This window comes from Janthinobacterium sp. BJB401 (genome assembly GCF_013372745.1).
GTDB lineage: Bacteria > Pseudomonadota > Gammaproteobacteria > Burkholderiales > Burkholderiaceae_D > Janthinobacterium > Janthinobacterium rivuli.
The window spans coordinates 14,731-28,218 of the sequence record NZ_JABXFH010000017.1; the positions used below are offsets into that span (position 1 = coordinate 14,731).

13 protein-coding genes are annotated in these 13,488 nt (G+C 63.0%); 10 read left to right on the forward strand and 3 right to left on the reverse strand.

Annotated elements, in window-relative coordinates:
* Positions 1–4: 4 nt before the first annotated feature.
* Complete coding sequence (locus HWE17_RS13160) at positions 5–325, reverse strand: hypothetical protein (protein WP_176389043.1); 321 nt, start codon at positions 323–325, stop codon at positions 5–7.
* Between the two features lie 276 nt (positions 326–601).
* On the opposite strand from HWE17_RS13160, the gene HWE17_RS13165 reads away from it, so the two are divergent.
* Positions 602–1,318 carry a DUF6710 family protein gene (locus HWE17_RS13165; protein WP_176389044.1) on the forward strand — a complete coding sequence of 239 codons (717 nt, stop codon included), beginning with the start codon at positions 602–604 and terminating at the stop codon, positions 1,316–1,318.
* A 339-nt stretch (positions 1,319–1,657) separates the two neighbouring features.
* On the opposite strand, the gene arsH is transcribed toward HWE17_RS13165, so the two are convergent.
* The gene (arsH, locus tag HWE17_RS13170) at positions 1,658–2,389 is read right to left on the reverse strand and encodes an arsenical resistance protein ArsH (RefSeq protein WP_176389045.1); all 732 of its coding nucleotides are present in this window, start codon (positions 2,387–2,389) and stop codon (positions 1,658–1,660) included.
* Positions 2,390–2,606: 217 nt separating this feature from the next.
* Between arsH and HWE17_RS13175 the strand changes: the two genes are divergently transcribed.
* The 3 genes from HWE17_RS13175 to HWE17_RS13185 all read left to right on the forward strand — a co-directional run bounded on the left by HWE17_RS13175 (position 2,607) and on the right by HWE17_RS13185 (position 6,537).
* On the forward strand, positions 2,607–3,644 hold the full coding sequence (locus tag HWE17_RS13175) for a zinc-dependent alcohol dehydrogenase (protein WP_235211667.1): 1,038 nt from the start codon (positions 2,607–2,609) through the stop codon (positions 3,642–3,644).
* 92 nt (positions 3,645–3,736) lie between these two features.
* On the forward strand, positions 3,737–4,447 hold the full coding sequence (locus HWE17_RS13180) for a hypothetical protein (RefSeq protein WP_176389035.1): 711 nt from the start codon (positions 3,737–3,739) through the stop codon (positions 4,445–4,447).
* 140 nt (positions 4,448–4,587) lie between these two features.
* Positions 4,588–6,537 carry a cytochrome c/FTR1 family iron permease gene (locus HWE17_RS13185; protein ID WP_176389046.1) on the forward strand — a complete coding sequence of 650 codons (1,950 nt, stop codon included), beginning with the start codon at positions 4,588–4,590 and terminating at the stop codon, positions 6,535–6,537.
* Between the two features lie 39 nt (positions 6,538–6,576).
* On the opposite strand, the gene HWE17_RS13190 is transcribed toward HWE17_RS13185, so the two are convergent.
* Positions 6,577–7,968: an amidohydrolase family protein gene (locus tag HWE17_RS13190; RefSeq protein WP_176389047.1), complete on the reverse strand. Its 1,392-nt coding sequence runs from the start codon at positions 7,966–7,968 to the stop codon at positions 6,577–6,579.
* 149 nt (positions 7,969–8,117) lie between these two features.
* On the opposite strand from HWE17_RS13190, the gene HWE17_RS13195 reads away from it, so the two are divergent.
* The 6 genes from HWE17_RS13195 to HWE17_RS13220 all read left to right on the forward strand — a co-directional run bounded on the left by HWE17_RS13195 (position 8,118) and on the right by HWE17_RS13220 (position 13,470).
* The gene (locus HWE17_RS13195; RefSeq protein ID WP_176389048.1) at positions 8,118–9,014 is read left to right on the forward strand and encodes a LysR family transcriptional regulator; all 897 of its coding nucleotides are present in this window, start codon (positions 8,118–8,120) and stop codon (positions 9,012–9,014) included.
* Positions 9,015–9,017: 3 nt separating this feature from the next.
* Positions 9,018–9,548: a ribonuclease domain-containing protein gene (locus HWE17_RS13200; protein ID WP_176389049.1), complete on the forward strand. Its 531-nt coding sequence runs from the start codon at positions 9,018–9,020 to the stop codon at positions 9,546–9,548.
* A gap of 80 nt (positions 9,549–9,628) precedes the next feature.
* Entirely contained in the window at positions 9,629–10,234 is a 606-nt protein-coding gene (locus HWE17_RS13205; protein WP_255206237.1) for a TetR/AcrR family transcriptional regulator, read from the forward strand.
* 103 nt (positions 10,235–10,337) lie between these two features.
* Entirely contained in the window at positions 10,338–11,147 is an 810-nt protein-coding gene (locus HWE17_RS13210) for an oxidoreductase (RefSeq protein ID WP_176389051.1), read from the forward strand.
* Between the two features lie 37 nt (positions 11,148–11,184).
* Positions 11,185–12,192 carry an NADP-dependent oxidoreductase gene (locus HWE17_RS13215; RefSeq protein WP_176389052.1) on the forward strand — a complete coding sequence of 336 codons (1,008 nt, stop codon included), beginning with the start codon at positions 11,185–11,187 and terminating at the stop codon, positions 12,190–12,192.
* A 120-nt stretch (positions 12,193–12,312) separates the two neighbouring features.
* Positions 12,313–13,470, forward strand: a complete 1,158-nt coding sequence (locus HWE17_RS13220) for an ABC transporter substrate-binding protein (RefSeq protein WP_255206235.1) — start codon at positions 12,313–12,315, stop codon at positions 13,468–13,470.
* Positions 13,471–13,488 lie beyond the last annotated feature (18 nt).

The following is a 13,488-nucleotide window of genomic DNA, read 5'->3' on the forward strand; positions in this document are numbered from 1 at the left end:
TGCATCAGGTCTGCAGGCCGTCCATGCAATGGCCGGAAAGCGCCTGGAATGCGACCTGTGCGGCGCGCAGCATGTTTGTACAAAACGGCACCCGCCATACATCGACTTCCGGCACTACAATGCCCCTGGAGCGGAAGTAGCGTTTCTGGTCAAGCGCCCTGCACTGCATTTCTTTGCCGCAGTATTTCGCTATGTAGCTGGCGATCTTGTGCGCCCCGGCCACGCCAAAGCCGAAACGGTGCGGGTCGCGGACGTGTCCCATCTGCTCACCGTTTGGGCCGCGTCCCAGGATGCCTTGCCAGATGGAGCGCAGCAGCGCGTACATTTGCCGTCCTGCGACGGCTACATGAAAATGAAATGCGCCACGGGCCTGTTCTTCAATAACCGCGACATAATGATATTGTTTATGATTACTTGCTTGTATAGGCCGTTTAAGTTTCTTTTAACTGTCAAACATATCCATATGGAAATCTTTTCAGGTATATTTGAATAACCTGACTTTACCTGCTTGATGAGGATTTCTTATGCTTAGTATGGATCGCGCCCCGAAACACATTGATATTCCATCCGTTAACAGCCGCCCTACTGTATATTGCCTATCTTGAGCTGGTTCCGCGATCTCCTGTCGGCAGATCGCACTTCGACGTTGAAAAGAACATCCAAAAGCGGAGTCAGCGATGACGAACTGAATGCATTTCGACTCTTGGTCGGCCAAGCGCATGAGATTCACAAGGCAAATCCCGCTGGGCTGCGCTCTCTAGTTACCGCCATCCTTCGCCCGCTGCAATCAGAGCAAATTTTGTCGGTCGCTGAACGCATGGAGCACGCCGCAGTTGGTGAAATAGCAATATGGCGACTATTCTCTCGGGACAGTTTTTTCTCTATATTTGAAGAGCGCGATTGCCTGCGACACGAGGCAAAGAGCTATCGAATCAAGTTCTCGCGCGATATAGTGCTGACGACGCCTTGGCAGCGCGACCGTTTCACGGACGCCTTGGCGTTTATTGGAGAAGGAAAAAAAATGGGAAACTGGGAGCAGGATCGCAATCACTCGATCGCGCTGATCCTTCCATGGAACTTCGGGATCGTCAACGGTGGCAATCACTCGATTGCGGCGGGTATCTTGAGCGGAGAGGGTGAAGCTACGCCGACTGACGTGTGTGACCTCACGCCACTACTGTCCAGGGTCCATTGCGATGGTGAATACTACATCGACACCCTTTCTCAGGCTCGCCTGGCTCCGGTGTCGAATTATCGTATGGGCGCGCTGTACGAGATTGGCCGAATCATCACTGGCGCGAACAAATCTACTGCTTAGCCCCTTCCCCTGATGGGCGTTCATGAACACCGGAAAACGCGGCCACTTCCTGCGAAGCCAGCCTGGTAGTTAATTTTTACCGGCTATACCCATGCTTTCCATGATCCTTGCAGGCCACAGTTGATCGCGTATATGGCGATGGTGAAGTATCAGCTGCGACGCCTGAGTCAGGGCAAGCAGACCCGGCCGCAGGTGGCGCCTGCCCTGGTGCTGCTGATACAGCAATGGGAAACCGCCATCCGGAACCGGCAGTATCGCCGCAGGATGCATAGCGGCTTTTGAATTGACTTTTCCAAGTCAAACATTGCTGGAAGTCATTATTAATAGACCATTGATAACTTACGTGCCCGGCATCTCGTGCACCATGGCCGCCGCAGCTAGGGCGCGCACGTCGGCCGGCATGGATTCCTTGCGCTCGCTGTAGCGGCTGGTCAGGTAATCCGAACGGTCGCGCACCACCAGGGTGAATTTATACAATTCCTCCATGACGTCGACCAGTCGGTCGTAGTATGGCGACGGCTTCATGCGGTCGTTGTCGTCGAATTCCTGGTATGCCTTGGCGACGGACGACTGGTTCGGGATCGTCACCATGCGCATCCAGCGGCCCAGCACGCGCAAGCCGTTGACGGCGTTAAACGATTGCGAGCCGCCTGACACTTGCATCACCGCCAGGGTGCGTCCCTGCGTGGGGCGCACGCTGCCCATTTCCAGCGGCAACCAGTCGATCTGCGACTTGAACACGCCCGTCACGGCGCCATGGCGCTCCGGGCTGCACCACACTTGCCCTTCCGACCACAGCGACAGTTCGCGCAGTTCCCGCACCTTGGGATGGTCAGGGCTGACGCTGTCGACCATGGGCAAGCCATGCGGGTCGAACACCCGCGTCTCGGCGCCGAAATGCCGCAGCAGCCGCTCCGCTTCCAGGGTCAGCAAACGGCTGAACGAACGTTCCCGCAGCGAGCCGTACAGCAAGAGGATGCGCGGCGCATGCGTGGCCACCGCCGGCGGCGCAAGTTTATCGAGGGTCGGCGTGTCGAGGTGGGCCGCGCTGATGTTGGGCAAGTCATGCATGGTGGTTTCCTTCTTCAATTATTCCATAATAGTCGAATTATGGAATTAATGTAAGCCTGTTTTCCATCTGAGCACATGCCATCGCTTCCCGTATATGTTGATGTGGATCAATCAATTTTCGTATCGTGTGCAGCAGAATATGATCATTCGCAAGACTTTGTTCTGCATCCTGCGTCCTACATCCTCCACTAAACATTAGCCACTTCAAAGGAATAATATGCTACCCACAACAATGAAAGCCGCCGTTGTCGAGCAACTGGGCCAGCCGCTGGTGCTGCGCGACGTCCCCGTGCCGGTGCCCGGCCCCGGCCAGATCCTCGTCAAGACGGAAGCGTGCGGCGTGTGCCACACGGACTTGCATGCGGCGCGCGGCGACTGGCCCGTCAAGCCGACGCCGCCGTTCATTCCCGGCCACGAAGGCATCGGCCTGGTAGTGGCCGTGGGCACGGGTGTGACCGAAGTGCAGCTGGGCGACCGGGTCGGTGTGCCCTGGTTGTACTCGGCGTGCGGCCATTGCGAACATTGCCTGGCAGCCTGGGAAACCGTGTGTGCCGAAGCGCAGTTTGGCGGCTATACCAAAAATGGCGGCTTTGCCGAATACATCCTGGCCGACCCGCGTTACGTTGCGCATATCCCGGCGGGTCTGTCGGCCGTGCAGGCGGCGCCCATCATCTGCGCCGGCGTGACCAGTTACAAGGGCATCAAGGAAACGGGCGCGCGGCCGGGCCAGTGGCTGGCCGTGTCCGGCATCGGCGGGCTGGGCCACCTGGCCATCGAATATGCGGTGGCCATGGGCTTGCGCGTGGCGGCCGTCGACATCGATGAAGGCAAGCTGGAGCATGCGCGCGCCCTGGGCGCCGAAGTGACCATCAATGCGCGCCAGGGCGACCCCGTCGCGGCCTTGCGCGAAGCGACCGGGGGCGGCGCCCACGGCGTGCTGATCACGGCGCCGTCGATCGATGCCTTCCAACAAGGCGTGGCGATGACGCGCAAGCGCGGCACCTGCGTGCTGGTGGGCTTGCCGCCGGGCGACTTCCCGACGCCGCTGTTCGACGTCGTCGCCAATTGCGTGACGATACGCGGCTCTTTTGTGGGCACGCGCCAGGACATGGCCGAGGCGCTCGCCTTCGCCGCCACGGGCAAGGTCAAGGCCGGCGTGGAATTGCAGCCGCTGTCGGCCATCAACGAGATCTTCAGCCGGCTGGAGCACGGCAAGGTGGCCTCGCGCGTGGTGCTCGATTTCAGCGGCAAGTAAGCGCGACGCCGGCATGCCGGTGTGTCGTGCGACGGCAAGTAAATTTATGTTGCTATGATGGCATTCCATAAAGACACACCGAGGACCTACCGATGAAGAAATCCCTCTCCGGCCTGCTGGCCTGCGCCGCCCTCGCCTTGTCCTTTTCGGCTGGCGCGGCCAGCGCGGCGGCCCCCGTCGCGACTTCGCTGCCCGGACACTATTATCTGCAAGGCGTCATGGAAGTGGGCTCCGAACTGCTGCTGAAAAAGGATGGCAAGTTCGAATGGACGCTCAGTTATGGCAATACCGACGAGCAAGCCAGCGGCGAGTGGCGAGTGGCCGGCGATATGGTGACCCTGGTGGCGGGCGACGGCGGCAAGGAGCCGCAGTTTCGCGTGTTCGAGGAATCGGAAATGCGCATCCAGAAACCCGCTGAAGCAGGCACGTGGGTGGCCATCGTCGGTTTCCCCCAAGTGGGACCGATGGCCGACGTGGAAGTGAAGTTCGAAGCGCAAAGCGGCAAAACGGCCACGGCCGTGAGTGTGGCGAACGGCGACGCCATCGTCCGCATGCCGGCGTCGGAACGCTGGGTGCGGGCCGGCTTGCGCCGCCAGGGTTCCAAAGCCGATTATCAATGGCTGGCCGTGCCAGCCGAGCGGGCGCAGGAACGCCTTGCCGCATTCGCCGTCACCGACGCCCAATGGCTCAGGGGGCAAGCCTTCCAGACGCTGAACTTTCGGGTGGTCAAGGGCGGCCTGAAACTGCACGGCATGGACAGCGCCGTCGCCAAGGGCCTGTACGCGAAGGCATCCGGCCAGTAAGGCACATTCCCCCTTCACATTCTCTACAGCAGCTCGGCGCCTGGCCGGCAATATCGTCCAGGACAAGGCCCGTGCGCCGTTGACACCCTGCGCTGTCTGTCCTATAGTCGCCGGGTTAACGACAAATGAGAATGAGAATCATGTTCAGTTCTATCAAGAAATGGCTCGCGTGCTACCCGCTCGTGGCCGCCAGCCTCAGCCTGTTACTGGCCGGTGGCGCGCACGCGCAAGCGACGGATCCTGGCGCCGGCGCCAAGCAATTGTGGCAATTGATTGACTACGTTGCCGTCGATTACAGCGGCGCCGTCGAGCACGGTAAAGTGGTCAGCGAGGCGGAATACGCCGAAATGCTCGACTTTACGGACAACGCGACGACACAGATCGCCGCCCTGCCCGCCCACGCCTCGCAAGCGGCCATTGCCGCCGCCATCGCCGACCTGCGCAAAGCCGTCGTCGCCAAGGCGGACGGCGCGGAAGTCAAGCGCCTGGCGCACCACGCAAATGGCTTGCTGATCGCCGCCTACCCGATCCCCGTGGCGCCGAAAGTGCTGCCGAACCTGGCGCGCGGCGCGGCCCTGTATGCGGCCCAGTGCGCTTCTTGCCATGGCGTGGCCGGCGGCGGCGATGGTCCGTTGGCGGCCAGCCTGGAGCCGAAACCGATCGCCTTCACGGATGGCGAACGGGCGCAGTCGCGCAGCCTGATGGCGCTGTACCAGGTCATTTCGCAAGGCGTGGCCGGCACCTCGATGGCCAGTTTCGGCCAGCTGTCCGAGAACGAGCGCTGGGATCTGGCCTTCTATATCGGCGGCATGTCGCACGATGCGGCGGCCAGCGCGCAGGGCGAAAAGCTGTGGCAGGACGATCCGCGCAGCAAAAAACTGTACGCGGACCTGGCCGCCGTGACGACCTTGACGCAGGAAGCCGTGGCCGCCAAGCTGGGCGCGGACGAGGCCAAAGCGCTGACGGCGTATCTGCGCAGCCATGCCGACAAGGCCGAGGCGCACAAGCCGGCCGGCCTGGCCTTGTCGCGTCTGCGCCTTGCCGAAAGCCTGGCGGCCATGCACACGGGCGACCGCGCGGGCGCCACGCGCCTGGGCCTGTCGGCCTACCTCGACGGTTTCGAGCCTATCGAGCCGATGGTCGGCGCGCGCAACAAGTCCCTGCTGCTGGCCGTGGAAAACGCCATGCTGGCCTACCGTTCCGCCGTGGCCAAGGGCACGGTGGCCGACGCCGACGCGGCCGGTGAAAAGCTGCAGCAACTGTTTACCCACGTGGAAGCGGAGCTGGGCGACGCCAAGGCTGACCCGATGACAACCTTCGTCGGCGCCCTGACGATTCTGCTGCGCGAAGGCGTGGAAGCGCTGCTGATCGTGATCGGCATCATCGCCTTCCTGCGCAAGGCCAAGCGCAAGGACGTGCTGGCCTATGTGCATGCGGGCTGGGCCAGTGCGCTGGTGGCGGGTGGACTGACGTGGGTGGCGGCGACGTATCTGGTGACCATCAGCGGCGCCAGCCGGGAAGTGAGCGAGGGACTCGGTTCCGTGTTTGCGGCCCTGGTCCTGCTGAGCGTGGGCTTGTGGATGCACCAGAAGAGCAGCGCCGGGCGCTGGCAGGAATACCTGCACGAGAAACTCACGGCGGCCATGACGCGGCGCTCTGCCTGGGGCCTGTTCGCCCTGGCCTTCATCGCCGTCTACCGCGAAGTCTTTGAAACCGTGCTGTTCTATTCAGCCCTGGCGGCGGACGGCAATGGCGGCGCCTTGCTGGGCGGCTTCCTGGTGGCCATCGTGCTGCTGGTCGTGATCGCCTGGGCCTTGCTGCGCACGAGCGCCCGCATGCCAATCGGCAAGTTCTTCTCGTGGACGTCGGCCTTCGTGGCCGTGCTGGCCGTGATCCTGATGGGCAAAGGCGTGGCCGCGCTGCAGGAAGCGGGCTGGGTTGGCGTCAGCCCCGTCGATTTCATCCGCGTCGACCTGCTGGGCATCCTGCCGACCCTGGAAACGCTGCTGGCGCAAGCGGCCATCGTGGCCATCATCGTCGCCGGCTATGGCTGGAACCGCGTTTCCGCAGGCAAGCGCAAGCTGGCCTGATCCTGCAGTCGGGGCACGGCAGCGTCCAGCGGGCGCTGCCTACGCCTGGTGGATCGGCGCGAACGACTCGGCAAACAGATCGGGCTCGTAACCGGCGGCATTGAACAGGTGGGCACAGGATTCGTCGATCGCGGCGCGCAGTTGTGCCTGATCGACGCCCAGCACGACGCCGCCCCGTTTGCGCACGCGCCCGCCAATGATGACGGTATCGATATTGCTGCGCTCAGCAGCATGCACGACGGTACCGATGGCGTTATTGACCGGGTAAAGGTTGAGGTCACCGGTGCGTATCAGCACCAGGTCGGCCTGCTTGCCTGGCGTCAAACTCCCGATGCGCTGTTCCAGCCCCGCCACCGCGGCGCCGTCGATCGTGGCGGCTTCCAGCAAGCGGAAGGCATCGGTGGGCGCGGCCGCATGGCGATGTCCCTGGCGATGCCCCTGGCAATTTCCCATTACCCGCTGCAGGTAGAACGCCACGCGCATTTCCATGAACATGTCGCCGCTGTACGAGGTCTCGTTGTCGACACTGAGGCCGGGACGTATGCCGTGCTGGTACGCCGCCTGCCAGGCGTTCATGCCATCCTCGATACCGTAGTGGGCATCCGAACGCGGGCATACATTGACGCGCACGCCCGCCTCGCGCAAGATGCGCCAGCCCGATTCCGGCAGACAAGTGCAGTGGTTGAAGATATTGTCGCTGCCGAGCAGTCCCTGCCGGTGCAAGCTTTCCAGTTCGGCCGCCATGCCGCCGCCAAAAAACTCGGTCACGATGGGAATACCCAATTGACGTGCGACGGCCCACTGCGCCGGTTCCAGCTGCGCCATCATGGCCAGCGTCACCAGGCTGTCGGGATTCGTAAAATACCTGGCCTGCAGGCGCGCCAGGTTGCCCGGCCAATGCGCCTCATCCCAGTCGCCCGACACGGGCGCCCCCGAGGCGTGAACGGCGCGGATGCCCGCATCGAGCAGCGCGTCGACCGCCGCGTCGGAGTGCGCCGCCGTGCGGCTGTTGTGGGAATTGTCGACCACGGTCGTGATACCGGCGTCGATGCAGCCCAGAGCCGTGAGCACATTGCCCACGTAAATGTCGCGCGGCCGGTAGTATTTGGCGAACGAGAAATGCGTGGCGTTGCAATAGTCCTCGAGCGTTGCCGCATTCGGGTTGATGCGGCGCAGTTGGCCTTCCCAGGAATGGCGGTGGGTATCGACCATGCCTGGAATGGCGATCATCCCTGCGGCATCGATCACTTCGGCGCCGTCGGCTTGCAGGTTCTGGCCGATGGCGGCAATGGTGCCATCGGCAATCAGGATATCGCCCCTGGGTACATTGCCGACATTGCCATCCATGCTGATGATGGTGGCGCCTTTGATCAGCATCTTGTGCGGGGCTGGGGCCAGCGGAGCCAGCAATTGAGAGACTTGTTCAGACATGCTTGATTTCCTGCCATAGGTAGTGGATTGCACGCAGTCTAGTGCAGGCAAGCACGGGGAAAAAGTGGCGCCCCGCGTTTTCAGCATGCGGAAAAACCGAACAATGTTGGGTTATAGTGCCGTTTCCCCTACTGCCAACAAGACAAGACATGGACCGCGTACAAGCAATGCAGGTATTCCTCCGCGTGGTCGAGAGCAAGAGTTTTGTGCGCGCGGCAGAGACCCTGGGCTTGCCCGCCTCGTCGGTCACCGGCATCATCAAGCGGCTGGAAAAACATTTGCAGACGCGCCTGCTGAACCGTTCCACCAGAAACCTCAGCCTGACACCGGAAGGCGAGCGCTACTTTCACCGTTGCCGCGAGATCCTCGACCTGATCGCCGACACCGAAGCGAGCCTGCAGGGTTCCAGCGAGCGCCCGCAAGGACGTTTGCGCGTGGATATGCCTGGCGGCATCGCCCATGCCGTGATCCTGCCCCAGCTGGCGCAATTCCAGCAGCGCTACCCCGATATCTACCTGATGATCGGCGTCAATGACCGCCAGGTCGACTTGATACAGGAAGGCGTCGATTGCGTCATCCGCACCGGCAGCCTGGAAGACTCGACGCTGGTCGCGCGCCGGCTGGGCGAACTGCGCTGGATCACCTGCGCGGCGCCGTCCTACCTGGCCGAGCACGGCGTTCCCGCAACTGTGGAAGAGGTACCAGGACACCGGGCCGTCCACTACTTTTCCAGCACGCCGCGGCGCGGCGGCGAGCTGCAGTTCATCGACGACGGCGCCAGCATCACCGTTCCCCTCCCCGGCACGGTCGCCGTCAACGAGACGGGGCTGTACATCGAGCTGGGCCTGGCCGGCCACGGCTTGATGCAGCTGGCCGAGATCCTCGTAAGCGGCCATTTGCAGGCCGGAGCTTTGGTCGAGGTGCTGGCCGACAAGCGGCCGGCGCCCGTGCCGGTATCGCTGCTCTACCCCCACCAGCGCTTTCTTTCCCCGGCGATGCGGGCGTTCATCGACTGGACTACGGGGCTGTTCAACAACGGTGCGTGACAATTGAATAGTAATATTTTCAAAAATTTAACTATATTCGGTATTGCAGAGATTTATGCCGGCCAGCCGGACATTGGCCGTATCGGAAGCAAGCCATCCATTGAACGTTCCACCAACGAAAGCATATCGATGAAAACTTCACGCGCAACTAGCTGGTCGCTGGGTCTTATTGTGGCAGGCGCCCTGCTCTCTTCCCATGCCTTTGCGGCGAAAATCCCCGACTGCGGCAAAAGGGAGCCAAGCAAAACCCTGCCCACCCCGCAAAACAGCGAATATGACGCCTACCGCAATGCGAAAACGAGTGCGGTGGCCGGTGGTCCTGGCAATACCGTCTTCAATAACAATGAGGGCCGCCTTCCCGCCGCCGGCAAGGACGAGGTTTATTATGAATACTATCTGGGTATCGGCGGCGATGGCGGAGCCGGTTCGCATCGTGCGGTCTTGCTTGTGCAGACTCCGAAGGGGAAACGCAAATTGGTGGAGCGCTATTACACGCAGGACCACTATGCCAGCTTTTGCAGCCTGAAGAGCTAGTCTCTCCTCAACTACCGGCCGCGGCGGGGAAACGTCTGCCGCGGCTGGGTCGCGTGCACGGTGTTGAAAAGTACGATATGATGACCGTCATGCAGAACTTACCCAACAAGAAATCCTCGGCGCACAGCCGCAAGGAAGCCACCCACGAACGCATCGTCGAAGTGGCCACGCGCGCCATCCGCCGCAGCGGCTACGCGGGCACGGGCGTGGCCGACATCATGAAGGAAGCGGGCCTGACGCACGGCGGCTTTTATGCGCACTTCGCCTCGCGCGACGCCCTGCTGGCCGAAGCGGGCGACCGCGCGGGCGCCGAAGCGGTGGCGCTGGCAGCCCGGGTAGCGGCCGCCGCCCCGGCTGGCCAGGCGCTGCAGGCCATGCTGGCCGCGTATCTGTCGCCCGAACACATCGCCGCCATCGAGGTGGGCTGCCCCGTGTCGGCGCTGGCTTCGGAAATGCCGCGCCAGGCGCCCGAGGTGCGGCGCGCCGCCACCATCCACATCAAGGAAATGATCGACCTGTTCGCGCGCCAGATGCCGAACTGGGGCCAGCCGGAAGCGCACGCGCAAGCCATGGCGACGGTGTGCGCCATGATCGGCACCACCATCCTGGCGCGCGCCGTCGACGAGCCGGCCCTGTCGGACGCGCTGTGCGCGGCCACCCTGGCGCAGTTTCAGACACCAGACTAGCCGTACCGGCCTGGGCCATGATCCGTCCCGGGCTTTTTTTCAAACAAGAATATGATGATCGTCATATTTTGTATTCCACGCTGTCAACCACTGAAGGAACATCATGAACAACAAGAAAATTGCCCTGGTCACCGGCGCCTCGTCCGGCATCGGCGCGGCCACGGCCCGGCGCCTGGCGCAAGCGGGCTATACCGTGTACGGCACCAGCCGCAGCGGCGCGCAGCTCCCTGGCCAGCAATACGCCATGCTGGCGCTCGACGTCACCAGCGAGGAGTCCGTCGCTGCCGCCGTGGCAGAGGTAATGCAGCGCGAGGGCCGCATCGACCTGCTGGTGAATAACGCCGGCTTCGGCGTGGCCCCGGCCGGCGCCGAAGAAAGTTCCATCGCGCAAGCGCGCGCCATCTTCGAGACGAATTTCTTTGGCGTCGTGCGCATGACCCTGGCCGTGCTGCCGCACATGCGGGCCCAGGGCGGCGGGCGCATCCTCAATATCGGTTCCGTCGTGGGCTTTTTGCCCATGCCCTACGGCGCGCTGTATTCGGCCACCAAACACGCCATCGAAGGCTACACTGAATCGCTCGACCATGAAGTGCGCGGCTGGGGCATCCGCGCCAGTGTCATCGAACCGGCCTATACGAAAACCACGTTCGAAGCCAATCTGCTGGCGCCCGACACACCGCTGTCGGCCTACCGGCAAGTCAGCGCAGCCGTCACAAGCCGGCTGCAAACGCTGATGGCCGGCGCCGATGACCCGGCCATCGTGGCCGACAGCGTATTGGCGGCAGCGATGGCAAGCGAACCAAAATTGCGCTACACGGCCGGGCCGCTGGCCGCGCGTTTGCGCCTGATGCGACGTTTCATGCCCGCGTCGCTGCTGGACGCCGGCTTGCGCAAGGACCTGCGCCTGGCGTGAACGCGGGCATTTCATTCAACCTGACAAAGAGAACAGCATGCAAGCTCTGCAACTGAAAAAATACGGCGGCCCCGATCACGTGGCGTTTGTGGAACTGCCCCGCCCCACGCCCGGCCCCGGCGAATTGCTGGTGCGGGTGCGCGCCGTGGGTCTGAACCCCATCGACAACCTGATTCCCAAGGGCGACTTCAAGCCGATCTTGAAAACGCGCTTGCCGGCCACCCTGGGCAGCGATCTGGCCGGCGTGGTCATGGCCGTCGGCAGCGGCGTCACGCGTTTTACAGTGGGCGACGCCGTGTATGCGAGTATTTTCGACACGCCACACGGCAGCCTGGCCGAATTTGCCATCGTGCCGGAACAGGCGGCCGCGCTGAAACCGGCCAACCTCGATTTCGTGCAGGCGGCGTCGATTCCCATGGTGGGCCTGACGGCGTGGCAAGCGATGCATGAGCGCATGCAGCTGAAGCCGGGCCAGAAAGTGTTCATCCCGGCCGGTTCCGGCGGCATCGGCACGTTCGCCATCCAGCTGGCCAGGCACCTGGGCGCCCGCGTGGGCTCCACCACCAGCACGGCGAACGTGGAACTGGTGCGCGGCCTGGGCGCCGATGAGGTCATCGATTACAAGCAACAGCCGTTCGAAGAGGTGCTGCGCGACTACGACGCCGTACTGGGCACGGTGCGCGGCGACGGGCTGGAAAAGGCCTTGCGCATCGTCAAGCCGGGCAGCCATGTCGTCTCGCTGATCGGCCCGCCGGACGCCGCCTTTGCCCGCGCGCGCGGCATGAACGTGGTGCTGAAACTGGTGTTTGGTTTGCTTAGCCGCAAGATCATCGGCCTGGCGAAGCGGCGCGGCGCCAGCTATGCCTTTCACTTCGTGCGTCCCGACGGCAGCCAGCTGGCGCAGATCGCCGGCCTGCTCGAGGCTGGAACCATCCGCCCCGTCATCGACAAGGTGTTTCCTTTTGCTGAGGCGAAACAGGCGCTGGCCTACCTGGCGCAGGGCCGCGCACGGGGCAAGGTGGTGGTGCAACTGCCCGAGTCTTGAGGCATATTTGAGCTGCTTTCCGCGCTGTGACTATGTGTGAGTTTTTTGTTGGCAATTTACTCCATACTCGTTGTCAACCCTATGCCTCTTGATACCGGTCAACCTCCATAAAGGTAGCTCATGCGCGTTTTCCCGGAATGCTGCTGGCTCGCTATCACCCTCGTGACTGGCATGGTCCACGCCGCCGAACCGGGTGTCACCGATACGCACATCCGGCTGGGCATGGTCAATGCGCAAACGGGCGCGGCCTCGGGGCTGGGGAAAGCCATGCTCGACGGCGCGACGGCCGTGTTCCAGGAAGCGAACCAGCGCGGCGGCATCCATGGCCGCAGCATCGAACTGGTGCTTGCCGACGATGGCTACGATCCGGACCGCGCCATCAGCGAAACGCTCAGGCTGGTAGAGGAAAAACAGGTGTTCGCCCTGTTCGGCAACGTGGGCACGCCGACCACCAACGCCGTCATCCCTATCGTCCGGGAAATGAAGGTGCCGCTGGTGGGCGCGTTTACGGGGGCGATGACCTTGCGCCGCCCCGTGGTGCATGAAATTATCAACTTCCGCGCCAGTTATGACGATGAATCCGACGCCCTGGTGCAGTATTTCACCAGCCGCGGCGTCAAGCGCTTTGGCGTGCTGTACCAGGACGACGGCTTCGGCAATGCCGTACTCGACGGCACCGTGCGCGCCCTGCAACGGCGCGGCATGGAACTCGTCGCCAAGGGTTCCTTCCAGCGCGGCACGACGGCCGTCAAGGCGGGACTGGCGGCCCTGATCGGACACGACCTGCAAGCGGTGATCATGGCCGGGCCCTACACGCCGGTGGCCGCGTTCGTGCGCGAGGCAAGCCAGACCGGGCTGAAGGCGGCCCTGGCCACGGTATCGTTTGTCGGCACGGACAGCCTGCTGCAATTACTGGGCAAGGCAGGCGACAATATCGTCATTTCCCAGGTGGTGCCGCTGCCGGAAGAGCGCCAACTGCCCATCGCCGCCGACTGCGCCGCGCTGCTGGCAAGGCATGTGCCGGCGGCCAGGCTGACTTTCGTCAGTTTCGAAGGCTGCATCTCGGCCACCCTGATGGTGGCGGCGCTGCGCGGCGCGGGCGCCGACCTCACGCGCGAGCGCCTGATCCAGAGCTTCGAAACGTTCGACCGGCTCGACCTGGGCGGCATGCGGGTGACGCTGCGGCCCGACAACCACCAGGCGTCGACGTCCGTCTTCCTGACCCGCATCGCCGACGGCAGGATCGTTCCGGCCGACCTCGACCCTGGCGCGAAGTGATGCGCGCTCCCCTGCCCT

Excerpts from the sequence above, each read along its gene's own strand:
- HWE17_RS13205 (WP_255206237.1), top strand. The coding sequence starts at position 9,629 with ATGACCGTCATGCAGAACTTACCCAACAAGAAATCCTCGGCGCACAGC.
- HWE17_RS13180 (WP_176389035.1), top strand. The coding sequence starts at position 3,737 with ATGAAGAAATCCCTCTCCGGCCTGCTGGCCTGCGCCGCCCTCGCCTTG.
- arsH (WP_176389045.1), bottom strand. The coding sequence starts at position 2,389 with ATGCATGACTTGCCCAACATCAGCGCGGCCCACCTCGACACGCCGACC.
- HWE17_RS13185 (WP_176389046.1), top strand. The coding sequence starts at position 4,588 with ATGTTCAGTTCTATCAAGAAATGGCTCGCGTGCTACCCGCTCGTGGCC.
- HWE17_RS13175 (WP_235211667.1), top strand. The coding sequence starts at position 2,607 with ATGCTACCCACAACAATGAAAGCCGCCGTTGTCGAGCAACTGGGCCAG.
- HWE17_RS13190 (WP_176389047.1), bottom strand. The coding sequence starts at position 7,968 with ATGTCTGAACAAGTCTCTCAATTGCTGGCTCCGCTGGCCCCAGCCCCG.
- HWE17_RS13210 (WP_176389051.1), top strand. The coding sequence starts at position 10,338 with ATGAACAACAAGAAAATTGCCCTGGTCACCGGCGCCTCGTCCGGCATC.
- HWE17_RS13220 (WP_255206235.1), top strand. The coding sequence starts at position 12,313 with ATGCGCGTTTTCCCGGAATGCTGCTGGCTCGCTATCACCCTCGTGACT.
- HWE17_RS13215 (WP_176389052.1), top strand. The coding sequence starts at position 11,185 with ATGCAAGCTCTGCAACTGAAAAAATACGGCGGCCCCGATCACGTGGCG.
- HWE17_RS13160 (WP_176389043.1), bottom strand. The coding sequence starts at position 325 with ATGTACGCGCTGCTGCGCTCCATCTGGCAAGGCATCCTGGGACGCGGC.
- HWE17_RS13195 (WP_176389048.1), top strand. The coding sequence starts at position 8,118 with ATGGACCGCGTACAAGCAATGCAGGTATTCCTCCGCGTGGTCGAGAGC.